The 22,260-nt window shown below is 72.6% G+C and carries 20 protein-coding genes and 1 pseudogene; 13 read left to right on the forward strand and 8 right to left on the reverse strand.

Features of this window, described 5'->3' with window-relative positions:
• Positions 1–34 precede the first annotated feature (34 nt).
• Entirely contained in the window at positions 35–1,015 is a 981-nt protein-coding gene (whiA, locus tag HT134_RS15960; RefSeq protein ID WP_138670245.1) for a DNA-binding protein WhiA, read from the forward strand.
• 730 nt (positions 1,016–1,745) lie between these two features.
• On the opposite strand, the gene HT134_RS15965 is transcribed toward whiA, so the two are convergent.
• On the reverse strand, positions 1,746–2,417 hold the full coding sequence (locus HT134_RS15965) for a hypothetical protein (protein WP_175601187.1): 672 nt from the start codon (positions 2,415–2,417) through the stop codon (positions 1,746–1,748).
• Between the two features lie 184 nt (positions 2,418–2,601).
• On the opposite strand from HT134_RS15965, the gene gap reads away from it, so the two are divergent.
• The 6 genes from gap to HT134_RS46985 all read left to right on the forward strand — a co-directional run bounded on the left by gap (position 2,602) and on the right by HT134_RS46985 (position 6,629).
• Positions 2,602–3,606 (forward strand): type I glyceraldehyde-3-phosphate dehydrogenase, encoded by a 1,005-nt coding sequence (gap, locus tag HT134_RS15970; protein WP_175601188.1) that lies wholly within the window; start codon positions 2,602–2,604, stop codon positions 3,604–3,606.
• A gap of 69 nt (positions 3,607–3,675) precedes the next feature.
• A complete protein-coding gene (locus HT134_RS15975; RefSeq protein ID WP_175601189.1) occupies positions 3,676–4,869 on the forward strand; it encodes a phosphoglycerate kinase in 1,194 nt (397 codons plus the stop codon).
• Positions 4,866–5,675: a triose-phosphate isomerase gene (gene tpiA / locus HT134_RS15980; RefSeq protein ID WP_312888149.1), complete on the forward strand. Its 810-nt coding sequence runs from the start codon at positions 4,866–4,868 to the stop codon at positions 5,673–5,675. The genes HT134_RS15975 and tpiA overlap by 4 nt, the downstream gene beginning before the upstream one ends.
• A 99-nt stretch (positions 5,676–5,774) precedes the next feature.
• Positions 5,775–6,005 carry a preprotein translocase subunit SecG gene (secG, locus tag HT134_RS15985; RefSeq protein WP_175589639.1) on the forward strand — a complete coding sequence of 77 codons (231 nt, stop codon included), beginning with the start codon at positions 5,775–5,777 and terminating at the stop codon, positions 6,003–6,005.
• A gap of 66 nt (positions 6,006–6,071) precedes the next feature.
• The gene (locus HT134_RS15990; protein ID WP_175589638.1) at positions 6,072–6,416 is read left to right on the forward strand and encodes an RNA polymerase-binding protein RbpA; all 345 of its coding nucleotides are present in this window, start codon (positions 6,072–6,074) and stop codon (positions 6,414–6,416) included.
• Positions 6,417–6,494: 78 nt separating this feature from the next.
• Positions 6,495–6,629 carry a hypothetical protein gene (locus HT134_RS46985; RefSeq protein ID WP_281387529.1) on the forward strand — a complete coding sequence of 45 codons (135 nt, stop codon included), beginning with the start codon at positions 6,495–6,497 and terminating at the stop codon, positions 6,627–6,629.
• On the opposite strand, the gene HT134_RS15995 is transcribed toward HT134_RS46985, so the two are convergent.
• The gene (locus HT134_RS15995) at positions 6,626–8,239 is read right to left on the reverse strand and encodes an amidohydrolase (RefSeq protein WP_175601190.1); all 1,614 of its coding nucleotides are present in this window, start codon (positions 8,237–8,239) and stop codon (positions 6,626–6,628) included. The genes HT134_RS46985 and HT134_RS15995 overlap by 4 nt on opposite strands.
• 198 nt (positions 8,240–8,437) lie before the next feature.
• On the opposite strand from HT134_RS15995, the gene HT134_RS16000 reads away from it, so the two are divergent.
• The gene (locus HT134_RS16000) at positions 8,438–9,460 is read left to right on the forward strand and encodes a GNAT family N-acetyltransferase (protein ID WP_175601191.1); all 1,023 of its coding nucleotides are present in this window, start codon (positions 8,438–8,440) and stop codon (positions 9,458–9,460) included.
• A gap of 264 nt (positions 9,461–9,724) precedes the next feature.
• Here HT134_RS16000 and HT134_RS45645 read toward each other — a convergent pair.
• Positions 9,725–10,210 (reverse strand): annotated as a pseudogene (locus HT134_RS45645) (Clp protease N-terminal domain-containing protein); the annotation flags it as partial.
• A gap of 73 nt (positions 10,211–10,283) precedes the next feature.
• On the opposite strand from HT134_RS45645, the gene HT134_RS16010 reads away from it, so the two are divergent.
• The 4 genes from HT134_RS16010 (at position 10,284) to add (ending at position 14,056) form a co-directional block, all read left to right on the forward strand.
• Entirely contained in the window at positions 10,284–11,201 is a 918-nt protein-coding gene (locus HT134_RS16010; protein ID WP_175601192.1) for a hypothetical protein, read from the forward strand.
• Positions 11,202–11,369: 168 nt separating this feature from the next.
• Positions 11,370–12,239, forward strand: coding sequence for an oxidoreductase (locus tag HT134_RS16015; RefSeq protein WP_175601193.1), 870 nt, complete (start codon positions 11,370–11,372; stop codon positions 12,237–12,239).
• Between the two features lie 79 nt (positions 12,240–12,318).
• Complete coding sequence (locus tag HT134_RS16020) at positions 12,319–12,915, forward strand: TetR/AcrR family transcriptional regulator (RefSeq protein WP_217707956.1); 597 nt, start codon at positions 12,319–12,321, stop codon at positions 12,913–12,915.
• Between the two features lie 67 nt (positions 12,916–12,982).
• On the forward strand, positions 12,983–14,056 hold the full coding sequence (add, locus tag HT134_RS16025; protein ID WP_175601195.1) for an adenosine deaminase: 1,074 nt from the start codon (positions 12,983–12,985) through the stop codon (positions 14,054–14,056).
• Positions 14,057–14,184: 128 nt separating this feature from the next.
• Here add and pgl read toward each other — a convergent pair whose 3' ends face one another.
• The 5 genes from pgl to tkt form a co-directional block, all read right to left on the reverse strand.
• Positions 14,185–14,958 carry a 6-phosphogluconolactonase gene (gene pgl, locus HT134_RS16030; RefSeq protein ID WP_175601196.1) on the reverse strand — a complete coding sequence of 258 codons (774 nt, stop codon included), beginning with the start codon at positions 14,956–14,958 and terminating at the stop codon, positions 14,185–14,187.
• A 125-nt stretch (positions 14,959–15,083) separates the two neighbouring features.
• Complete coding sequence (locus HT134_RS16035) at positions 15,084–15,998, reverse strand: glucose-6-phosphate dehydrogenase assembly protein OpcA (protein ID WP_175601197.1); 915 nt, start codon at positions 15,996–15,998, stop codon at positions 15,084–15,086.
• Positions 15,998–17,683, reverse strand: coding sequence for a glucose-6-phosphate dehydrogenase (zwf, locus tag HT134_RS16040; RefSeq protein ID WP_246364503.1), 1,686 nt, complete (start codon positions 17,681–17,683; stop codon positions 15,998–16,000). The genes HT134_RS16035 and zwf overlap by 1 nt, the downstream gene beginning before the upstream one ends.
• A 102-nt stretch (positions 17,684–17,785) precedes the next feature.
• Positions 17,786–18,877, reverse strand: coding sequence for a transaldolase (gene tal / locus HT134_RS16045; RefSeq protein ID WP_175601198.1), 1,092 nt, complete (start codon positions 18,875–18,877; stop codon positions 17,786–17,788).
• A 2-nt stretch (positions 18,878–18,879) separates the two neighbouring features.
• Complete coding sequence (tkt, locus tag HT134_RS16050; protein ID WP_246364528.1) at positions 18,880–20,910, reverse strand: transketolase; 2,031 nt, start codon at positions 20,908–20,910, stop codon at positions 18,880–18,882.
• 354 nt (positions 20,911–21,264) lie between these two features.
• Between tkt and HT134_RS16055 the strand changes: the two genes are divergently transcribed.
• On the forward strand, positions 21,265–22,221 hold the full coding sequence (locus HT134_RS16055; protein ID WP_175601200.1) for a heme o synthase: 957 nt from the start codon (positions 21,265–21,267) through the stop codon (positions 22,219–22,221).
• Positions 22,222–22,260: the final 39 nt, after the last annotated feature.

Genomic DNA, 22,260 nt, shown 5'->3' on the forward strand with positions numbered 1-22,260 from the left:
GGGAGCCGGTCTGAATGGGGGAGGACTAACGCTTATGGCGATGACGGGTGTGGTCAAGGACGAGCTGAGCCGACTACCGGTGCTGAAGCCCTGCTGCCGCAAGGCCGAGGTCTCCACGCTGCTGCGGTTCGCCAGCGGTCTGCACCTGGTGGGCGGGCGCATCGTGATCGAGGCGGAGCTCGACACCAACGCCACCGCGCGACGGCTGATCAAGGACATCGGCGAGGTGTTCGGCCACAAGGCGGAGGTTCTCGTCCTCGCGCCGGCCGGCCTGCGCAAGGGATCGCGCTACGTCGTACGCGTCTACCGCGACGGTGAGGCGCTCGCCCGGCAGACGGGCCTCATCGACAACCACGGGCGGCCCGTGCGCGGGCTGCCCCGCCAGGTCGTCGCGGGGGCGGCCTGCGACGCCGAGGCGGCCTGGCGGGGGGCGTTCCTGGCGCACGGCTCGCTCACCGAGCCTGGCCGTTCCATGTCGCTCGAGGTCACCTGCCCGGGCCCGGAGGCGGCGCTGGCGCTCGTCGGCTCGGCGCGGCGGCTGAAGATCCACGCCAAGGCGCGCGAGGTGCGCGGCGTCGACCGGGTCGTGGTCCGCGACGGCGACGCCATCAGCGCCCTGCTCACCCGGCTCGGCGCGCACGACAGCGTGCTGGCCTGGGAGGAGCGCCGCATGCGCCGGGAGGTTCGCGCCACCGCCAACCGGCTCGCCAACTTCGACGACGCCAACCTCCGGCGCTCGGCCCGCGCCGCCGTGGCCGCCGGCGCGCGGGTGCAGCGGGCGCTGGAGATCCTCGGGGACGAGGCGCCGGACCACCTGGTGGTGGCCGGGCGGCTGCGGGTGGAGCACAAGCAGGCGTCCCTTGAGGAACTGGGGCAGATCGCCGATCCGCCGCTGACCAAGGACGCGATCGCAGGCCGTATCCGGCGGCTGCTCGCCATGGCCGACAAGCGCGCCTCCGACCTCGGCATCCCCAACACGGAGGCCAACCTCACGGTCGACATGCTCGCCCCGTGACCACCCGGGTGCTCTGACCGCCAGGGTGCCTCGGGTGCTGCGCGGCCGGTGGGCGTGGCGGGAATCCCGGCGCACTGGCGTCTTCGGCGGGTGACCGCCGGGGGGATCGCCGACGCCGCTGTCGCCGTTGTGTGCTGGGTGTGGCCGCTGGGGCGTAGCTCGCGCCGCTGGTGCCCATGTGCGCTGGGGTGACCGCTACAGAGAACGCCGGGCGCCGATGCGCCCTTGTGCGGTGGATGACCACTGCGGGGACCGCCGGCGCCATGGGTGCCCTTGTCCGGTGGCTGACCGCTACGGAACGTCCGGTGTCGCTGGCGTCCTTGTGCGCTGGCTCGGACGCGCGCGTGACGGCGCGCGCTCGCGAACCCGGCCGCGCCCGGCCCGCAGCGTGCCTGCGTTGCGTCGTACGCGCGGCGTCGTACGCGCGGCGCCGCTCGCGCAAAACGACCCGGGCGCACGCGTGCGGGGCCGCGCCAGCGAAGCGCCGTCCACGGCCCACGGCGACGTGCCCGTACGGCCCGAGCCGCACCTCCCGTACGGCCCGGGCGACGTGCCCGTACGGCCCGAGCCGCACCTCCCGTGTGGCCCGGGCGACGTGCCCGTACGGCCCGAGCCGCACCTCCCGTACGGCCCGGGCGGCGGGCAAGCGAGGCGCCTCGGCGAAGGCGGCCGCACCTGGGCCCGGGCGGAGGGCGGACCGCGCGGCAGGATGCCCTCGCCGGGCCAGGGTTCAGCTCTGGCCCGGCTCCCGGGGCGCGAAGAGGTTGGCCGCCGGGGCGGCCGGCGTCGGCTTGGGCGGCTGGAGCGGCTCGAACGGCGCCCGGTACTCGGGTTCGCCCTCCGCCGAGTCCGCCGGCTCCGCCCGGTCCGCCGCCCGCTCGTCGCCGTCGCGCCGGCGGTGGGCGGACGGGCCCGCCTCGGCCCGCCACCGGCGGCGCACCCGCACGACCCGTACGAGGGTCAGCAGGAAGGCCGGCACGGCGGCGGCGGCCACCGCGGCCCAGAACTGCCAGGACGTCCGCATGGTCAGCCACACGCCCTGCGCGATGCGGTCGAGGTTATCGGCGAACCACGTCGTCAGGGGGAACCCGTTGTCGGCGGCCCAGAGCACGAGACCGCCGACGCTGCCCGCCGCGCGCACCCCGAAGGCGTACAGCAGGACGACCAAAGGCAGGAGCAGGCTGCGCGGCCTGACCGCCCACATCGCCAGCCCCAGGATCAGCCCGGCCAGCAGGCAGCAGGCGATCGGGAAGACGAGCGCCGGGTCACCCGCGAACCAGCGCACGTCGTAGGACAGGCGGTTGGAGTAGGCCACCATGGCCGCATATCCCGCGACTCCTATCAGCATCGCGACAAAGCCCACGATCAGGCCGGACAGCAGGCCGGACCTGCGGTGTGACATCTCAGCCCCCAGAGAATGCCGGAATTTACTCCGATGAGTCGGGCACTTTACTCGAACGCTACAAATTACGCCTCCGGAATGGTGATACGCAGGGCGGGGGTTGCAGTGGTCTAAACCAATTTGGGTCCGATAGGCTTGGGCGTTGAGGTTTCAGCCCGCATCACGCACGAGGAGATCGGTTTCCGTGAGCATCCGCGTAGGCGTCAACGGCTTCGGCCGCATCGGTCGCAACTTCTGGCGCGCGGTCGCCGCCAGCGGCAAGGACATCGAGATCGTTGCGGTCAACGACCTGACCGACACCGCGACGCTCGCCCACCTGCTGAAGTACGACAGCATCCTGGGCCGCCTGCCGTACGAGGTGAAGGCGACCAGCGACGAGATCAGCGTCGACGGCAAGGCCATCAAGGTCTTCGCGGAGCGCGACCCGGGCAAGCTGCCGTGGGGCGACCTCGGGGTGGACGTCGTCGTCGAGTCGACCGGCCTGTTCACCGACGCCACCAAGGCCAAGGTGCACGCCGACAACGGCGCGAAGAAGGTCATCATCTCGGCCCCGGCCAAGAACGAGGACGTCACCATCGTCATGGGCGTCAACCACGACTCCTACGACCCGGCCAACCACACGGTCATCTCCAACGCGTCCTGCACGACCAACTGCCTGGCCCCGATGGCCAAGGTCATCCACGACACCTTCACCATCGAGAAGGGTCTGATGACCACCATCCACGCCTACACGCAGGACCAGAACCTCCAGGACGGCCCGCACAAGGACCTGCGCCGCGCCCGCGCCGCCGCGCTCAACGTGGTGCCCACCTCCACCGGCGCCGCCAAGGCCATCGGCCTCGTGCTGCCCGAGCTGAAGGGCAAGCTCGACGGCTTCGCCATGCGCGTGCCGATCCCCACCGGCTCGGCCACCGACCTGACCGTCGAGGTCGGCCGCGACGTCACCGTCGAGGAGGTCAACGCCGCGCTCAAGGCCGCCGCCGAGGGCCCGCTCAAGGGCATCCTCACCTACACCGAGGACGAGATCGTCTCCTCCGACATCGTCACCGACCCGGCCTCCTGCATCTTCGACGCCGGCCTCACCAAGGTGATCGGCAACCAGGTCAAGGTCGTCGGCTGGTACGACAACGAGTGGGGCTACTCCAACCGCCTGGCCGACCTCATCGAGCTGGTGGGCGCCGACCTCTGACGGGTCCGCGCCGAGCGAGACATCCATCACCCGGGACCGTCCGAGCCGCGCTCGGCGGAAGGAGCACAGTTGCGCACGATCGACGATCTCGACGTGAAGGGCCGGCGCGTGCTCGTGCGCGCCGACCTGAACGTCCCCCTCGACGGTGAGACGATCACCGACGACGGCCGCATCAGAGCGTCGGTTCCGACGATCCAGGCCCTGACCGGGCGCGGCGCGAAGGTCGTCGTCTGCGCCCACCTCGGCCGGCCCAAGGGCAAGGCCGAGCCGAAGTACTCGCTGAGGCCGGTGGCCGCGCGCCTCGGCGAGCTGCTCGGTCAGGACGTCGCCTTCGCCACCGACGTGGTCGGCGACAGCGCCCAGGCCACCGTCGCGGGGCTCCAGGACGGCCAGGTGGCCCTCCTGGAGAACCTCCGCTACGAGCCGGGCGAGGAGTCCAAGGACGACCAGGCGCGCCGGGAGTTCGCCGAGAAGCTGGCCGGCCTGGCCGAGCTGTACGTGGGCGACGGCTTCGGCGCCGTCCACCGCAAGCACGCCAGCGTCTACGACGTGCCCAAGCTCCTGCCGCACGCGGCCGGTGGGCTGGTCGTGGCCGAGGTCGAGGTGCTCAGGCGCCTGACCGAGCACCCGGAGCGGCCGTACGTCGTGGTGCTGGGCGGCGCGAAGGTGTCCGACAAGCTCGGCGTCATCGCCAGCCTGCTCACCAAGGTCGACCGGCTGCTCGTCGGCGGCGGCATGGCCTACACCTTCCTCAGGGCCCAGGGCCACGAGGTGGGACAGTCGCTGCTGCAGGAGGACCAGCTCGACCAGGTGCGCGGCTTCCTCGACCAGGCCGCCGAGCGCGGCGTCGAGCTGGTGCTGCCGGTCGACGTGCTGGCGGCCACCGAGTTCGGCAAGGACGCGCCGCACGACGTGGTCGAGGCGAGCGCGATCCCGGCCGACCGGCAGGGGCTCGACATCGGCCCGAAGACCCGCGAGCTGTTCGCGGCCAAGCTGGCCGACGCCCGCACCGTCTTCTGGAACGGCCCGATGGGCGTGTTCGAGTTCGACGCGTTCGCGGGCGGCACCCGCGCGGTGGCGGAGGCGCTGATCGCCTCCGACGCCTTCACCGTGGTCGGCGGCGGCGACTCGGCGGCCGCCGTGCGCCGGCTCGGCCTGCCCGAGGACGGCTTCTCCCACATCTCCACCGGGGGCGGGGCCAGCCTCGAATACCTGGAGGGCAAGACCCTCCCCGGACTCGCCGCCCTGGAGGACGCGGAGTGACGCGACAGGCAGACCGCCCCGCGGCGGGCGGCCGCAAGCCGCTCATCGCCGGCAACTGGAAGATGAACCTCAACCACCTCGAGGCCATCGCCCTGGTGCAGAAGCTCGCCTTCGCGCTCGGCGGCAAGGACTTCGACAAGGTGGAGGTCGCCGTCCTGCCGCCGTACACCGACCTGCGCAGCGTGCAGACGCTCGTCGACGGCGACAAGCTGCGCATCGTGTACGGCGCGCAGGACCTGTCCCAGCACGACGCCGGCGCCTACACCGGCGAGATCTCCGGCGCGATGCTGGCCAAGCTCGGCTGCACCTACACGGTGATCGGCCACTCCGAGCGGCGCCAGTACCACCACGAGGACGACGATCTGGTCAACGCCAAGGTCCGGGCCGCCTACCGGCACTCGCTGACGCCCATCCTGTGCGTCGGCGAGGGCCTGGAGGTGCGCAAGGCCGGCGGCCACGTGGCGCACACCCTCGCGCAACTGGAGGCCGCCCTGCGCAAGGTCACCGCCGAGCAGGTCAAGTCGATCGTGGTGGCCTACGAGCCGGTGTGGGCGATCGGCACCGGCGAGGTGGCCACACCGCAGGACGCGCAGGAGGTCTGTTCGGCCCTGCGCGGACGACTCGCTGAGCTGTACGACGACGAAGTGGCCTCCGCTGTCCGTATCCTGTACGGAGGGTCGGTCAAGTCGAGCAACATCGCCGGCATCATGGCTCAGCCCGACGTCGACGGCGCTCTCGTGGGAGGCGCCAGCATCGACGCCGCTGAGTTCGTCAAGATCTGCCGTTTCACCGATATGCCCGGCTAGCTGAGCTGTTCCGGAGGCGCGACTTGACACCAGGTCGTACCCTCTAGAGGCAAGTTTGAATCGTCACGCGTCACAGAGCACTGAAGGAACAGGCATACCGTGGTAATCGGAATCTCCATCGCCCTCATCCTGGCGAGCTGTCTCATGGTCCTGCTGGTGCTGCTCCACAAGGGCAAGGGTGGCGGTCTGTCCGACATGTTCGGCGGAGGTTTCTCGTCGAGCTTCGGCGGCTCGTCCGTGGTGGAGCGCAACCTTGACCGGCTGACGGTCATCACGGGCGTGATCTGGTTCGTCTGCATCATCGCGCTGGGCCTCCTGCTGAAGCCCTGAGCGTTTGGCGCGTGACAGTGATTCTCCCCCCGTGTCTCGCGGGGCGATCGAGCGAGGAGTTCATCCGTGGGTAGTGGCAACGCGATCCGTGGCAGCCGTGTCGGCGCCGGCCCGATGGGGGAGGCCGAGCGCGGCGAGGCAGCTCCGAGAGTGCGGGTCTCGTTCTGGTGCGCGAACATGCACGAGACGCGCCCCAGCTTCGCCAGTGACGCGGCGGTCCCCGAGATGTGGGACTGCCCGCGCTGCGGCCTCCCGGCAGGACAGGACGAGCAGGCCCCGCCTGCCCCGCCCAAGAACGAGCCGTACAAGACGCACCTGGCCTACGTGAAGGAGCGCAGGAGCGACAAGGACGGCAAGGCCATCCTCGAGGAGGCGCTCGAGCGCCTGCGCAACAACAGGTCCCCCTGGTAGGTCCCGTTCCGGCGCGAGCCGGACGGGCGGCGGGACATCACGTCCGCGCGGCATGACGTGCCGCGAAGGGCCCCGGCGATGACGCCGGGGCCCTTCGCGTCGGGTACGCCCCTGCGGCGGACGTCCGGGGTACGGGCGGCCGGTCTGCGCGCGGGCCGCTGGTACACCGAGCCGGTCTCCGCGCACGCCTGCTGGTGCGCCGAGCCGGTCTAGGCGCCGGCCCGCTGGTACACCGGCTCGCCGTCCACGAAGGTCAGCGTCACCCGGGTCGTCCAGATCTCCCCGGCGGGCAGCGCGAACGGGTCACGGTCCAGCACGACGAGGTCCGCCGGGCGGCCCGGCTCGATCACGCCGGCCGGCGAGCGGTTGATCCACGCCGACCCGGCCGTGTACGCGGTCAGGGCGGTGGCCAGGTCGAGCCGCTGCCCCGGCAGGAACGGCGTCTGCGCGGTCGGGTACCCCGCGTGCACGGAGCCGCCCGGCTCGGTGCGGTTGACCGCCACGTGCATGCCCTGCAGCGGGTCGGCGTCCGACACCGGCCAGTCGCTGCCCGCGCAGAAGCGCGTGCCGTGCGCCAGCAGGTCGGCGAACGGGTACTGCCACGACGAGCGCGGCTCGCCGAGGTAGGGCAGGGTCAGCTCGTCCATCTGGGCGTGGTGGGTGGCCCACAGCGGCTGCAGGTTGGCGGTGACGCCGAGCCGGGCGAAGCGCGGCACGTCCGACGGCTCGATGATCTGTAGGTGCGCGATGTGGTGCCGGTTGGCGGGGTCGGTGCCCTCGCAGCTGTCCAGCGCCTCGCGCACCGCCCGCTCGCCGATGGCGTGGAAGTGCACCTGGAAGCCGAGCCGGTCCAGCTCGGCGACGTACTCCTTGAGCTTGGCCGGGTCCACGTACGACAGGCCGGTGCCGCCGCACAGGCAGTACGGCTCCAGGGTGGCGGCGGTGAAGTTCTCGGTGATGCCGTCCTGCATGATCTTGACCGAGGTGGCGGCGAACCGGTCCAGCCCTTCGGCGGAGGCCCGGCGCTCGACCAGGTCGGCGATCTGGTCGGCGCCGCGCGTGCGGTCCCACCACAGCGCGCCGACCACGCGGGCCCGCAGCCGGCCCGAGCGGGCCGCCGACAGGTACGTGGGGAGCTGGTCGTCCGAGCCCGCGTACGAGCCGACGATCGCGTCCTGCCAGCCGGTGATGCCGAGCGAGAACAGGTGGCGCTGGGCGTCGTCGAGGGCGGCGTCCTGGTCGGCCGCGGTGGGGCGCGGCGTGAGCAGGCCGACCAGGTCCATGGCGCCCTCGTGCAGGACGCCGCTGGGCGTGCCGTCGGGGTCGCGCTCGATGCGGCCGTCGACGGGGTCGGGGGTGTCGCGGGTGATGCCGGCCAGCTCCAGGGCGCGGGTGCTGACCCAGGCGGCGTGGTGGTCGCGCTGGATGAGGTAGACCGGGCGGCCGTCGGCGTCGAGCTGGGTGCGGTGGGGGAGGCCGCCGGGGAAGGCTGACATGTCCCAGCCGCCGCCGTCGATCCACTCCTTGTCCGGATTTCTGGCGGCATAGTCGGTGATCTTCGCCTGGTACGCGTCGAGTCCGTACACCTCGGACAGGTCGCACTTCGCGCGCTCCAGCCCGGCCTGCACCGGGTGGATGTGCGCGTCGGTGAAGCCGGGCGTCAGCAGCCCGCCGTTCAGGTCCACGGTCTCGTGCGGCCCCGCCTCGCGGGCGAGGTCGCGCTCGTCGCCGACCGCGGCGATCACCCCGTCGCGTACGAGCACGGCCTCGGCGAACCCGCCCGCCGCGGTGAAGACCCGGCCGCCCCGGAACAACGTCGTCATCGGCCCTCTCCGCCCTTCCCGCGCCGTCCCTCGGGGTGGACGCCGTCGTTGATCCTCACGCTGATCCTCACGCTGTGAAAGTTCGCGGGGCTTAGCAAACCCGGCGAAACCGGAACATGTGCGTTCATAGGCGCATATCTTGCTACATGAAACGCGACGTTAGCGGCCGTGTAACAGCCGCCCGGCATGCTGGTGCCCATGGGATTCTTGCGCATCCGCACCACGGTGGACGAGCGGCCGGGACGGCTCGCCTCGCTGGCCGCAGCCCTGGCCGACCGGGGCGGCAACATCCTGGGCCTGAGCGTCCAGTCCGACGCCGACGGCACGGTGGACGAGTTCGTCGCCGACATCCCCGCCCACCCCGAGACCGTGCGCGAGGCCCTGGAGGCGGCCGGCGGCCGCCGGGTCCAGGTCGTCCCGGCGACCGCGCACGAGCTGACCGACGAGCCCACCCGGGCCCTGCTGCTGGCCTCCCGGCTGCGCTCCATGCCCTGGCGGCTGCCCGAGCTGCTGGCCGAGCTGCTGCGCGCGGACGACGCCCGGTGGATCTATGGTGAGGCGGTGAGTGATCTTCCCGACCCGACCCAGCTCGTCGTGCCCGTGGCGCCGCGCCGCGCGGTCCGGCTGCGCCGAGCGGAGCTGCCGTTCACGCTGACCGAGGCGGCCCGCGCCGCCTCCTTCGCCCGGCTGGCCCAGCCGCCGGCCGAGCAGTCCGCCGCGAACCGCTCCGTGAAGCTGGCCGACGGCGTGGAGGTCGTCATCCGGCCGCTCACCTCGATCTACCGCGAGGCCGTGCGCGACCTGCACGACCGGTGCTCGCCCGAGGCGCGCCGCTTCCGCTACTTCACCTCGATGCCGGCGCTGCCGCCGCGCATGTTCGACAAGCTGTGCGACCGCAGCCGCGGCCACTCGCTCGTGGCGGGCCACGACGGGCAGGTCGTGGCCATGGCGAACCTGATGTTCGGCTCCGATCCCGGCACCGTCGAGATGGCCTTCCTGGTCGAGGACCGCTGGCAGGGGCGCGGTCTGGGCTCGGCGCTGGCCAGGGCGCTGATCCGGGCGGCGCGCGACCTCGGGTACGCCGAGGTGCGGGCGACCATGCTGTCGGACAACGTCCGGATGCGGCGGCTCATGGCCTCGCTCGGCGCCTCGATCTCCTACACCGAGGACCCGGGGGTGCTGGAGTCGCGGCTGCCGGTGGGCGCGATGGTCTCAAGCTGACCCCGCGGCGCCCGGCTCCTCGCCGGGCTCCCTCCCGTGCTCCTCGCCGGGCCGGTCGTCGCGGGCCTGCGGGGCATCCGGCTGCGAGCGTTGCGGGGCTTCCGGGGCTTCCGGGGCTTCCGGGGCCGGCGGGGTCTCGGCGGGATGGCCGCCGCTCTCCCCGGTCGCGGGTCGCTCGGCGGGGTCGCCGGGCGGGCCCGCGATGCCGAGATGGCGTTCGATGCGCTCCAGGCTCTCCTCGATGCGCGTCAGCCGCTCGACCAGCGTCGGGCCGCTCGTGTAGTACGGCTCGGCCGGCTTGTCCCGCGGGCCGGCGGCGACCAGCGCCAGCACGCGTTCGCGCAGCCGCTCCAGCGGGACCCCGGCGTCCAGCAGGGCCTGCGCGGCGAGCCCGTCGGACTCCCGGATGAGCCCGAGCAGGATGTGCTCCGTGCCGATGTAGTTGTGGCGCAGTTGCAGCGCCTCACGCAGTGAGAGCTCCAGCACCTTCTTGGCGCGCGGCGTGAACGGGATGTGCCCCGGCGGGCCCTTGGTGCCGCGCCCCACCTGCTGCTCCACGTACCGCCGCACCGGCCCCAGCTCCACCCCGAACCCCTCCAGGGCCCGCGCCGCGACGTCGTCGCCGTCACCGGCGTGCAGGAGGCCGAGCAGGATGTGCTCGGTGCCGATGTAGTTGTGGTTCAGCATCCGCGCCTCTTCCTGGGCGAGGACGACCACTCTCCGGGCACGATCGCTGAATCGCTCGAACACGAGAGAACTCCGTTCGGCAGGCCTTGCCTCCACTATGCGCTACAAACCCGCCCATGTGGGGTATCTCACTGGTGTGGATCTTGACGAGGTGGCCGACCGCCTCTATGGGCTGCCGCCGTCCGAGTTCACCGCCGCGCGCGAGGCCGAGGCCCGCGCGGCCAAGGACGCGGGCGACGCGACGCTGTCCCGCGAGATCGGGCGGCTGCGCAAGCCGACGGTCTCGGCGTGGGCCGTGAACCGGGCCGTCCGCGAGCATCCGGACGAGCTGCGCGAGCTGCTGGAGGTGGGGGAGGAGCTGCGCCGGGCCTGGGCCGCCCACGACGCGGAGGCGCTGGCCGGGGTCGCGCGCCGGCGCGGCGCCGTGGCCGAGCGGGTCGGCCGGCTGGTCAAGGAGGACGTGGCGCTGTCGGCGGCGGCGGCGGTGGAGGTGGACCGGACGCTGGACGCCGCCGTGGTGGACGAGGGCGCGGCGGCCGAGGTACGGCGGGGCCATCTGGTGCGGCCCCTGGAGTACAGCGGCTTCGCCCCGGCTCCCGCGCCGACGTCCGCCCCGTCCCCGTCCCCGCCGTCGGCGTCGGGGGCGGAGCCGCGGACGGGGGAGGGATCGCGGGCGGCGCCGGCCCGGACGGCGCGGAGGGCCGGGGCGCCGGCGGAGGAGCCGGGGGGCCGGGCGGCGCGGAAGGCGGCGGAGGAGCCGGGGGGCCGGGCGGCGCGGAAGGCGGCGGCCGAGGAGCGGGCCAGGCGCGAGGCCGAGGCGCGTGCCGCCCGTGAGGCCCGCCGGGCCCAGGAGCGCGTGGATGCCGAGGCCGCCTACCTCGAGTGGCGCGAGGCGCTGACGGAGGCCGTGCGCGAGCACGACAAGCGCGCGGAGAAGGTGGCACGGCTGGAGCGCAAGCTCACCAAGGCGCGCGCGAAGCTGCGGGAGAGTGAGCAGCGCCTGGAGGTGGCCCGCCGCGAGGAACGCCACGCCCGCCACCGCCTGGAGGGCTAGCGCCGCCCCGGGGCCGCGCGGGCGCCGCCGGGTCTCGTTCGGGCGCCGCCGGGTCTCCTGCGGGCCTCACAGGGCATCGCGTGGGCGTCACAGGGCGTCGCGCGAGCGGCTCGGGACGGCTATGGTGTACGAAACCGTTCCGTACACTTGGACATCACAGGAGTGGCGATGACCACCTGGACCCCCGACGACATGCCGCGCCTGGACGGCCGCACCGCGATCGTCACCGGCGCCAACAGCGGCATCGGCCTGCCCACCGCGCTGGAGCTGGCCCGGCACGGCGCGCGCGTGATCGTGGCCGCGCGCTCCGACGCCAAGGGCGCGGAGGCCGTGGCGGCGATCCGGCGGGCCGTCCCCGCCGCCCGCGCCGAGCACGCCCGGCTGGACCTCGCCGACCTGGCCTCCGTGCGCGCGTTCGCCGAGGGCGTGGACGAGGTGGACCTGCTGGTCAACAACGCCGGCGTCGGCATGAAGGCGCGCAGCCTGACGAAGGACGGGTTCGAGCTGCAGTTCGGCACCAACCACCTGGGCCACTTCGCGCTGACCGGGCTGCTCCTGCCCAAGCTGCTCGCCCGCCCGGGGGCGCGCGTGGTGACCGTCTCCAGCGACGCCCACGCCCGCGGCCGGCTCGACTTCGACGACCTCACCCTGGAGCGCGGCTACGGCCGGATGAGCGCCTACGGCCGCTCCAAGCTGGCGAACCTGCTGTTCACCCTGGAGCTCCAGCGGCGCGCTGAGCGGGCCCAGGCCGACCTCAAGAGCGTGGCCACGCATCCGGGGGCCACCGCCACGAACATCGTCAAGGTGGGGCCGCTCAAGCCCCTCATTGCGCTGTTCCTGCTGAGCCCCGAGACCGGCGCGCTGCCGTCCCTGTACGCCGCCACCTCGCCGGACATCCGCGGCGGCGAGTTCGTCGGCCCGAAGCTGCGCCTGCTCACCCCGTCCGCCGACGCCCGCTCCGAGGAGCTGGCCGCGCGCCTCTGGGACGTGTCCACCGAGCTCACCGGCGTACGATTCGAACGGATCGCCGTACGGTGACGCACCGGCGGGCACCCGGCGACCCCGTGACGAGCTGACCACCATCGCCGGGCGGACCCGCCGGGCAGGACCGGAGGACGTGGACGTGGCCCCACTCGACCCCGTGCGCGAGAGGGCCATCCTCGACGCCACGCTGGAACTGCTGTCGGAGATGGGCTACGACCGGATGTCGGTCGACCAGATCGCCAAGCGCGCCCGGGCCAGCAAGGCGACGATCTACCGCCGCTGGGCGGGCAAGCCCGAGCTGGTCGTGGACGTCATCTGCAACCGCTTCGACATGGACACGCCCCGCCCGCGCGACACCGGCTCCCTCCGGGGCGACCTGGCCGAGCTGGTCAGGGAGCTGTGCGGGACGGCCGAGCGCAAGCACACGCTCATCATGGGCCTGTCCTCGACGCTGGTGTCGAACCAGGAGCTGGCCAGGGCGCTGCGCGCGCACATGCCCAGCCGCGACCTCAGCGGGGTGGAGGCGCTGCTGGAGCGGGCCGGCGGGCGCGGCGAGCCGGCGAGGAGCGCGGACACCGCCCGGCTCGCCGCCGTCGCCGAGGCCCTCGTGTGGCATCGGCTGATCTTCGTCGGGCCGCCGCTGGACGACGCCTTCGTGGCGGAGGCGGCCGACGACGTGCTGCTGCCGCTGGTGCGGGCCTGGGCCGAGGCCCCATCCGGCCGAAGCTGACAGCTTTGTGTGAGATTCGGCCGCCAAAGCTGTCCGTACGAGAGGAGAGCGGCCTAAGGTCGTCGCCATGACGACCGACGCCACCATCCCGGCCCGGGCGGACGCCTCCTCAGGCGACGCCGCCCTCGACGCGTTCATCGACGCCCTGCCCAAGGTCGAGCTGCACGTCCACCTCATCGGCTCCGCGTCCGTCCCCACGGTCCTGGAGCTGGCCCGCCGCCACCCCGGCGGCGGCGTGCCGACGTCGGAGGAGGAGCTGCGCGCCTTCTACCGGTTCACCGACTTCCCGCACTTCGCCCGGGTCTACAAGGCCGTCAACGCGCTGGTGCGCGAACCGGAGGACGTCGCCACCCTGGTGCTCGGGCTGGCCCGCGACCTGGCCGCGCAGGGCGCCCGGTACGCCGAGCTCCAGGTCACCCCGTACGCCCACCACATCGTCGGGATGCCGCGGCGCAAGGTCACCGAGGCCCTCGACCTGGCCGCCCGCCGCGCGCCGGAGGAGTTCGGCGTGGAGATGGCCTACATCTTCGACATCCCGGGCGAGTACGGCGTCGAGGCGGCGGAGATCACCGTGGCCCACGCGCTGGAGGAACCTCCCGCGGCGTTGGTAGGTTTCGGCATCGGGGGCATCGAGCAGGAGCGCGTCCACTACCGCGACGCCTACCGCGACGCGTTCACCGCCGCCCGCAACGCCGGCCTGCACAGCGTCCCGCACGGCGGCGAGATGACCGGGCCGGAGACGATCTGGGAGGTCGTCGAGGCGTACGGCGCCGAGCGCATCGGCCACGGCATCGCCTGCCTGGGGGACGAGCGGCTCGTCGCCCACCTGCGCGAGACGCGGCTGCCGCTCGACGTCTGCCCCACCTCCAACGTCTGCACGGGGCAGGTGGCCCGCATCGAGGACCACCCGCTGCCGCGCCTGCTGGAGGAGGGGCTGTTCGTGACGCTCAACACCGACGACCCGCCCATGTTCGACACCACGCTGAACGGGGAGTACCGCACCGCGGCCCGGGTCTTCGGCCTCGGCCGGCGCGAGCTGGCCGACCTGGCCCGCAACGGCGTGAGCGCCTCCTACCTCCCCGCCGAGCGCAAGCGGGCGCTCCTGGCCGAGATCGACGCGCTGGAGACGGCCACCGCCTGAACGGCCCGACGACCGCCGAGGGCCTACCGCTCACGCCTGACGCTCGGAGGGGGACCGCTCAGAGCCGACCGCTCAGGGCCGACCGCTCAGGGCCGACCGCTCAGGGCCGACCGGTCAGGGCCGACCGGTCAGGGGGAGGCCAGGCGGCCGAGGCCGGGCGGGATCTTGCCGGCGGCCGTGCGGTCCAGCAGGAACAGCGTGCGCGAGCGGCCCCGCGCCCCCGCCGCCGGCACCTGCACCGGGCCGGACTCCGACAGGGCCAGCCGCACCGCGCCCGCCTTCTCCGCCCCCGCAGCGATCACCCACACCTCGCGGGAGGCCTGGAGCGCGGGCAGCGTGAGGGAGATGCGGGTGGGCGGCGGCTTGGGCGCGCCGTGCACGGCCACCACCGGCCGCGTGTCGTACAGCGCCGGCATGCCGGGGAACAGCGAGGCCACGTGCGCGTCGGGCCCCATGCCGAGCAGCGTCACGTCGAACGACGGCGACGGCCCGTGGTCCTCGGGCCGGGCCGCCTTGGCCAGCTCGGTGGCGTAGGCGTCGGCCGACTCCTCGGCCGTCAGCCCCGAGTCGGGGCCGAGCATGACGTGCACCCGCTCCGGGTCGACGTCGACGTGGTCGAGCAGCGCCCGCCGGGCGCCCGTCTCGTTGCGCTCGGGATCGCCGTCGGGCAGGAAACGCTCGTCGCCCCACCAGATGTCGAGGCGCCGCCAGTCGACGGCGTCGCGCGCGGGCGTGCCGGCGATGGCCGCCAGGGTGGCGATGCCGATCGTGCCGCCGGTCAGCACCAGCGACGCGGTGCCCTTGGCGGACTGGACGTCGACGAGCCGGGTGATGATCCGCGCGGCCACGGCCTTGGCCAGGATGTCGGCGTCACGGTGGACGACTACGGTTGGAACGCTCACGGGGACCAGTCTTCCATCCCCGCGGCCCCGGCCACGCCACGCCCCGCGGCAAGAGGCGACAGAGGACAGACGGCCGGGCGCCCCGCGTGGGGCGCCCGGCCGTTTCCGCCGAACCGGTCCGGACCTCAGGGCTTGTACGAGCGGGCCAGCCGCTTGACGGCCGCCGCGTAGGTCTCGTCCGGATCGAGCCGCCGCAGCTCCTCGGCCAGCAGCTCGGGGGTCTGCCGCCGCGCCAGCGCCACGTTCCGGTCGGGCTGCCCCGGCCGGGACAGCGTCGCCAGCCGGGCGTCGGTGCGGGCCACCGACAGGTCGCCCTCGGACGTGGTCAGCCGCACGGTCGTCAGGCCCGGGCCGGCCGAGTCGCCGACCTTGATGGTGGCGCCCAGCCGCTCGGACAGCCACGCCGCCAGCAGGGGAGCGCTCGGGTTGCCCGAGGCCGCGTCCACCTGGCCCTTGCGGACCTTGCCGACGGGCTGGTCGAAGGCCGCCGCGAGCAGGCTGCGCCAGGGCGTCAGCCGGGCCCACGCCAGGTCGGTGTCGCCCGGCGCGTACCCCTTGGCCCGCGTCGCCAGCGCCTTGACGCCGCCGTCGGGCGACATGCGGGCGTCGGTGATGCGCCGCTGCGCGAGCATCCCGATCGGGTCCTTGGCCGGCACGTCGGGCGCCTTGCCCGGCCACCAGGCCACCACCGGGGTGTCGGGCAGCAGCAGCGGGCTCACCACCGAGTCGGCGTGGTCGGTCAGCTCGCCGTACAGGCGCAGCACGACCACCTCGCCCGGCGTGGACTCGCCGATGCGCAGCTCCGCGTCGAGCCGGGTCGGCTCGTCGGTCTCCCGGTTGATCACCACGAGGATGCGCGACGGGTGCTCGCGGGCCGCCTCGGTGGCCGCCCGCAGCGCGTCGTACTGGTCGCGCTCCTCGCAGATCACGACGAGCGTCAGCACCATGCCGATGGCCGGGGCGCCCATCTGGTGGCGCAGCATGGTGAGCTGGCCGGCGATCTTCCCCGCCGTCGTGTCGCTCAGCATGAAGGTCGTCATCAGAGTCTCCTCCACACGCGGCCGTCGCGCGCCATCATCGCGTCGGCCGACGGCGGCCCCCACGACCCGGACGGGTACGGCTCCGGCTGGCCCTGCGTGGCCCAGAACTCCTCGATCGGGTCGAGGATCTTCCACGACAGCTCGACCTCGCGCTGGTGCGGGAAGAGCGGCGGGTCGCCGATCATCACGTCCAGCAGCAGCCGCTCGTACGCCTCCGGCGACGACTCCATGAACGACTCGCCGTAGGCGAAGTCCATGGACACGTCGCGCACCTCCATGGCCGTGCCCGGCACCTTCGAGCCGAACCGCACCGTGATGCCCTCGTCCGGCTGCACCCGGATGACCAGCGCGTTCTGGCCGAGGATCTCGGTGTCGTCCTTGGAGAACGGCAGGTGCGGCGCCCGCTGGAACACCACGGCCACCTCCGTCACCCGCCGGCCCAGCCGCTTGCCGGTGCGCAGGTAGAACGGCACCCCGGCCCAGCGCCGGTTGGCGATCTCCAGCTTGACGGCCGCGTAGGTCTCGGTCACGGAGTCCGGCGGGATGCCGTCCTCCTGCAGGTAGCCGACGACCTTCTGGCCGCCCTGCCAGCCCGCGGCGTACTGGCCGCGCGCCGTGTTGGCCGCCAGGTCGGCCGGCAGCCGGACCGCCTTGAACACCTTCTCCTTCTCCCGCCGCAGCGACTGCGCCTCGAAGGAGGTCGGGTCCTCCATGGCGACCAGGGCCAGCAGCTGGAGCAGGTGGTTCTGAATCACGTCACGGGCCGCGCCGATGCCGTCGTAGTAGCCGGCCCGGCCGCCGATGCCGATGTCCTCGGCCATCGTGATCTGCACGTGGTCGACGAAGCTGCGGTTCCAGATCGGCTCGTAGAGGTTGTTGGCGAACCTCAGCGCCATGATGTTCTGGACCGTCTCCTTGCCCAGGTAGTGGTCGATCCGGAAGATCGAGCTCTCCGGGAAGGCCGAGGTGGTGATCTCGTTCAGCTCGTGGGCCGACTGCAGGTCGTGCCCGAACGGCTTCTCGATGACCACGCGCCGCCACGAACCGGCCGGCGCGTCGGCCAGGCCCGTCCGCTTGAGCTGCTCCACCACCACGGGGAAGAACTTCGGCGGCACCGACAGGTAGAAGGCGTAGTTGCCGCCCGTGCCGCGGGTCTCGTCGATCTCCTTGAGCGCCATGGCCAGCGCGTCGAACGCCCCGTCGTCGGAGAACTCGCCGGGCACGAAGTGGATGCCCTCGCGGATCTGCTTCCAGACCTCCTCGCGGAACGGCGTCCGCGCGTGCTCCTTGACGGCGTCGTGCGTCAGCTGGGCAAAGTCCTGGTTCTTCCAGTCGCGCCGGGCGAAGCCGACCAGCGAGAAGCCGGGCGGCAGCAGCCCCCGGTTGCCCAGGTCGTAGATCGCCGGCAGCAGCTTGCGCTTGGCCAGGTCTCCCGTGACGCCGAACAGCACCATGACGCACGGCCCGGCCACCCGCGGCAACCGCTTGTCGCGCGGGTCGCGCAGCGGGTTGGCCGCGGCCGCCTCGATCGTGGTCGAGGTGCCGGCGACCGAGGTGGCCGCCGACGCCGCGGCGGACGCCCCGGCCGGGCCGTTCCCCTTGCCCGGGGTGGCCGCGTCCGCCGCGCTGTCGACCGTGCTGTCCACAGCCTGCGCCCCCTCCGCGGGCGCCTGCGGGTCTGTCATCTCAAGCCTCCTGTGCTACGGCGAGCGGTGCGCCGCCGGAGGGGACGGCGGCGCGCGCCGCCCCCTCCGCATGGTCGCTGACGTCCCTGGAAGGAGCGGGCATCAGGGGACCAGGTTCTTGCGGACGCTCTCGAGCAGCTCGTTCCACGAGGCCTCGAACTTCTCGACGCCCTCGTCCTCGAGCACCCGGACGACGTCGTCGTAGTCGACCCCGGCGTCCTTGAGCGCGGCCATGGTGTTCCACGCCTGCTCGTAGTACGGGCGGACCGTGTCGCCGGTGACCCGGGCGTGGTCGGCGACCGCGTCGAGCGTCTTCTCCGGCATCGTGTTGACCGTGCCGGGAGCGACGAGCTGGTCGACGTACATGGTGTCGGAGTACTCGGGGTTCTTCACGCCGGTCGAGGCCCACAGCGGGCGCTGCGGGCGGGCGCCGGCCGCGCGCAGGCGCTGCCACCGCTCGGAGGCCATGACCTCCTCGAACGCCGCGTACGCCAGGCGCGCGTTGGCGATGCCCGCCTGGCCCTTGAGCTCCGCCTTGCCGAGCTGGTCGAGCCGCTTGTCGATCTCGGTGTCGACCCGGCTGACGAAGAACGAGGCCACCGACTCGATCGTGGCCAGGTTGAGGCCCTTGGCCTGGGCCGCCTCCAGACCGGCCAGCCAGGCGTCCATGACCGCGCGGTAGCGCTCCAGCGAGAAGATCAGCGTGACGTTGACGCTGATGCCCTCGCCGATGGCCTGCGTGATCGCGGGCAGGCCCTCGACCGTCGCCGGGATCTTGATGAACAGGTTGGGCCGGTCCACGAGCCACCACAGCGCGCGGGCCTCGGCCACGGTCTTGTCCGTGTCACGGGCCAGACGCGGGTCCACCTCCAGCGACACGCGCCCGTCCACGCCGTTGGTGGCGTCGTAGACGGGGCGCAGCACGTCGGCCGCCCAGCGGATGTCGTAGGTGGTGATGGCGCGCACCGCCTCGCCCACCTCGACGCCGCGCACGGCCAGGTCGTGCATCTGCTGGTCGTAGGCGTCGCCCTTGCTGAGCGCGCTGGCGAAGATGGTGGGGTTGGAGGTGACGCCGACCACGTTCTTCTCGCGGATCAGCTGCTCCAGGTTGCCGGTGCGCAGCCGCTCGCGGCTGATGTCGTCCAGCCAGACGGACACGCCCTGGCCGGACAGCTTGTTGAGGATCTCGCTCATCTTCAGTTTCCCGTCGTCTCACCCTTGTCCTGGCCCAGCTTGGCCAGGCTGGCCTTGGCCGCCGCCGCGACTCTCTCGGCCGTCAGCCCGAACTGCTCGTACAGCGTCTTGTACGGCGCGGAGGCGCCGAAGTGTTCGAGGCTCACCACTTCCCCGTGCTCGCCGACGAACTCCCGCCAGCCCAGCGCGACTCCCGCCTCGACGGCGACGCGGGCCTTGACCGACGGCGGCAGCACGCTCTGCCTGTACGCCGAGTCCTGCCCGTGGAACCACTCGACACACGGCATCGACACGACCCGCGTCGGGATGCCCTGCGCCTCCAGCAGGTCGCGGCCGTTGACGGCCAGCTCGACCTCGCTGCCGGTGGCGATGAGGATCACCCGCGGCTGGGCGTCGGACGCCTCGCGCAGGATGTAGCCGCCGCGGGCGACGCCCTCGGCGCTGGTGCCCTCGTAGACCGGCAGGTTCTGGCGGGTCAGCGCCAGCGCGGCCGGCCGGTCGGTGTGCTCCAGGACCGTCTTCCAGGCGTAGGCCGTCTCGTTGGCGTCGGCCGGGCGGACCACGTCGAGGCCGGGGATCGCGCGCAGCGCCCACAGGTGCTCGATCGGCTGGTGCGTCGGGCCGTCCTCGCCGAGGCCGATCGAGTCGTGCGTCCACACGTACGTGACCGGCAGCTTCATCAGGGCGGCCAGCCGCACGGAGGGGCGCATGTAGTCGGAGAAGACGAGGAACGTGCCGCCGTAGGGGCGGGTGCCGCCGTGCAGGGCGATGCCGTTGAGGATCGCGCCCATGCCGTGCTCGCGGATGCCGAAGTGCAGCGTGCGGCCGTAGCGGTTACCCGGGAACTCCTTGGTCTGGTACTCCTCCGGGATGAACGACGGCTCGCCCTTCATCGTGGTGTTGTTGGACTCGGCCAGGTCGGCCGAGCCGCCCCACAGCTCCGGCAGGATGGGCGCCAGGGCGCTCAGCACCTCGCCGGAGGCCTTGCGGGTGGCCATCGACGCGCCCTTCTCGAACTGCGGCAGCGCCTGAGTCCAGCCGTCGGGCAGCCGGTGGGCGGAGATGCGGTCGAGCTCGGCGGCGCGCTCCGGGTTGGCCTCGCGCCAGGCGTCGTAGGACTTCTGCCACTCGGCGCGCGCCTCGTGGTTGCGGCGGGCCACCCCGCGGGCGTGCTGCAGCACCTCGGCCGGGACGTCGAAGCTCTTGTCGGGGTTCATGCCCAGCACGCGCTTGGTGGCGGCGACCTCCTCGGCGCCGAGCGCCGAGCCGTGGATCTTGCCGGTGTTCTGCTTGTTGGGCGCGGGCCAGCCGATGATCGTGCGCAGCCTGATGAACGTCGGCCGGTCGGTCTCGGCGCGCGACTCCTCCAGCGCGGCGTGCAGCGCCTGCACGTCCTCGACGTAGTCGCCGGTCTCGGTCCAGTCGACGCTCAGCGTCTGCCAGCCGTACGCCTCGTAGCGCTTGAGGACGTCCTCGGACTTGGCGATGAGGGTGTCGTCCTCGATCGAGATGTGGTTGTCGTCGTAGACGACCGTCAGGTTGCCCAGCTTCTGGTGACCGGCGAGGGCGCTCACCTCGTGGCTGATGCCCTCCTCGATGTCGCCGTCGCTGACGAAGCACCAGATGTGGTGGTCGAACGGCGAGGCGCCCGGCGCGGCGTCGGGGTCGAACAGGCCGCGCTCGCGGCGGGCGGCCATGGCCATGCCCACGGCGTTGCCCAGGCCCTGGCCCAGCGGGCCCGTCGTGGTCTCCACACCGGCCGTGTGGCCGTGCTCCGGGTGACCGGGGGTGCGGCTGTCCCACTGGCGCAGCCGCTCCAGGTCCTCCAGGGTGAGGCCGTAACCCGACAGGTAGAGCTGGATGTACAGGGTCAGGCTCGAATGGCCGCACGACAGCACGAATCGGTCACGACCGATCCAGGTCGGGTCCGTCGGGTCGTGGCGCATCGTACGCTGGAAAAGCAGGTAAGCGGCGGGTGCCAGACTCATGGCGGTGCCGGGGTGGCCCGAGCCCGCCTTCTCCACTGCGTCCATGGCCAGGGCTCGAACGACGTCGACCGCCTTCTTGTCGAGGTCGGTCCATTCGAGGGCTGGCACGAGTTCGGTGCTCAAGTGCTCGATCTCCGGAATCTAGTTGTCATTGGATGGTGCCGGTTCGGCATATCCCGCCCACACCGGACCCTAACCGAGTGGCGGCGCCGAACGTTCCCCACTCCCTCCACGCGTGTTCCCTGGGTGGTGACGCCCGGCCCCGAGCCCCCCATTGGCCGGACCGGCCGACCCTGCGACTACAGTTTGGTTGTTGTCCGCAGGGCCGCCACGGCGCCCCGTCCACGGATCCGCTCTAATCAGAGGTTACGCGTTGACTCCGCACGTGCTGGAAGCGCCTTGACGGTGCTGACGAACAGGCAGGCGACGGCCCCCGCTCCGGCGGAGGATGCGCCGCGCCCGAGCGGCCGCTCGATCGGCATGGTCGTCAAGGCCTACATCGCCCTGACCAAGCCGCGGATCATCGAGCTGCTGCTCATCACCACGCTGCCGGTGATGTTCCTGGCCGCCGGAGGGCTGCCGCCGCTGTGGACGTCCGTCGCCGTCATGGTGTTCGGCACGCTGTCGGCGGGCAGCGCCAACGCCCTCAACTGCTACGTCGACCGCGACATCGACCAGAAGATGCGCCGCACCCGGCGCCGCCCCCTGGCGCGGCACCAGGTCTCCCCGCGGGGGGCGCTGATCTTCGGCATCGTGCTCGGCCTGCTGTCCCTGATCGGGCTGTGGGTGACGACCAACTGGCTCGCCGCCGTGCTGTCCACCGGGGCGATCCTGTTCTACGTCCTCGTCTACTCGATGATCCTCAAGCGGCGCACCGCCCAGAACATCGTGTGGGGCGGCATCGCCGGCTGCATGCCGGTGCTGATCGGCTGGGCCGGCATCACCGAGCGGCTCGACTGGGCGCCGCTGGTGCTGTTCGGCGTGGTGTTCTTCTGGACGCCGCCGCACACCTGGACGCTGGCCATGCGCTACAAGGAGGACTACGCGGCGGCCGAGGTGCCGATGCTGCCCGTCGTGGCCACCGAGCGGCGGGTGATCCTGGAGTCGATCGCCTACACCTGGGCGACCGTGCTGTGCTCGCTGGCCCTGTGGCCGGTGGCCGGGACCACGCTGTTCTACCCCATCGTGGCCGCGGTGCTGGGCGCCATGTGCCTGTGGGAGGTGCACCGCCTGCTGGCCCGGCTCAACGCCGGCAAGACCGGGGTGGACCTGCGCCCGATGCGCTTCTTCCACTGGTCCAACGCCTACCTGGCGCTGCTGTTCCTGGCCGTCGCGATCGACCCCCTGCTGTCCTGAGCGGGCCTGCCTCCCTCGCGGGACACCTGCTCCGTGATC

Origin of the sequence: Nonomuraea rhodomycinica (assembly GCF_013363995.1) — a bacterium.
Taxonomy (GTDB): Bacteria; Actinomycetota; Actinomycetes; order Streptosporangiales; family Streptosporangiaceae; genus Nonomuraea; species Nonomuraea rhodomycinica.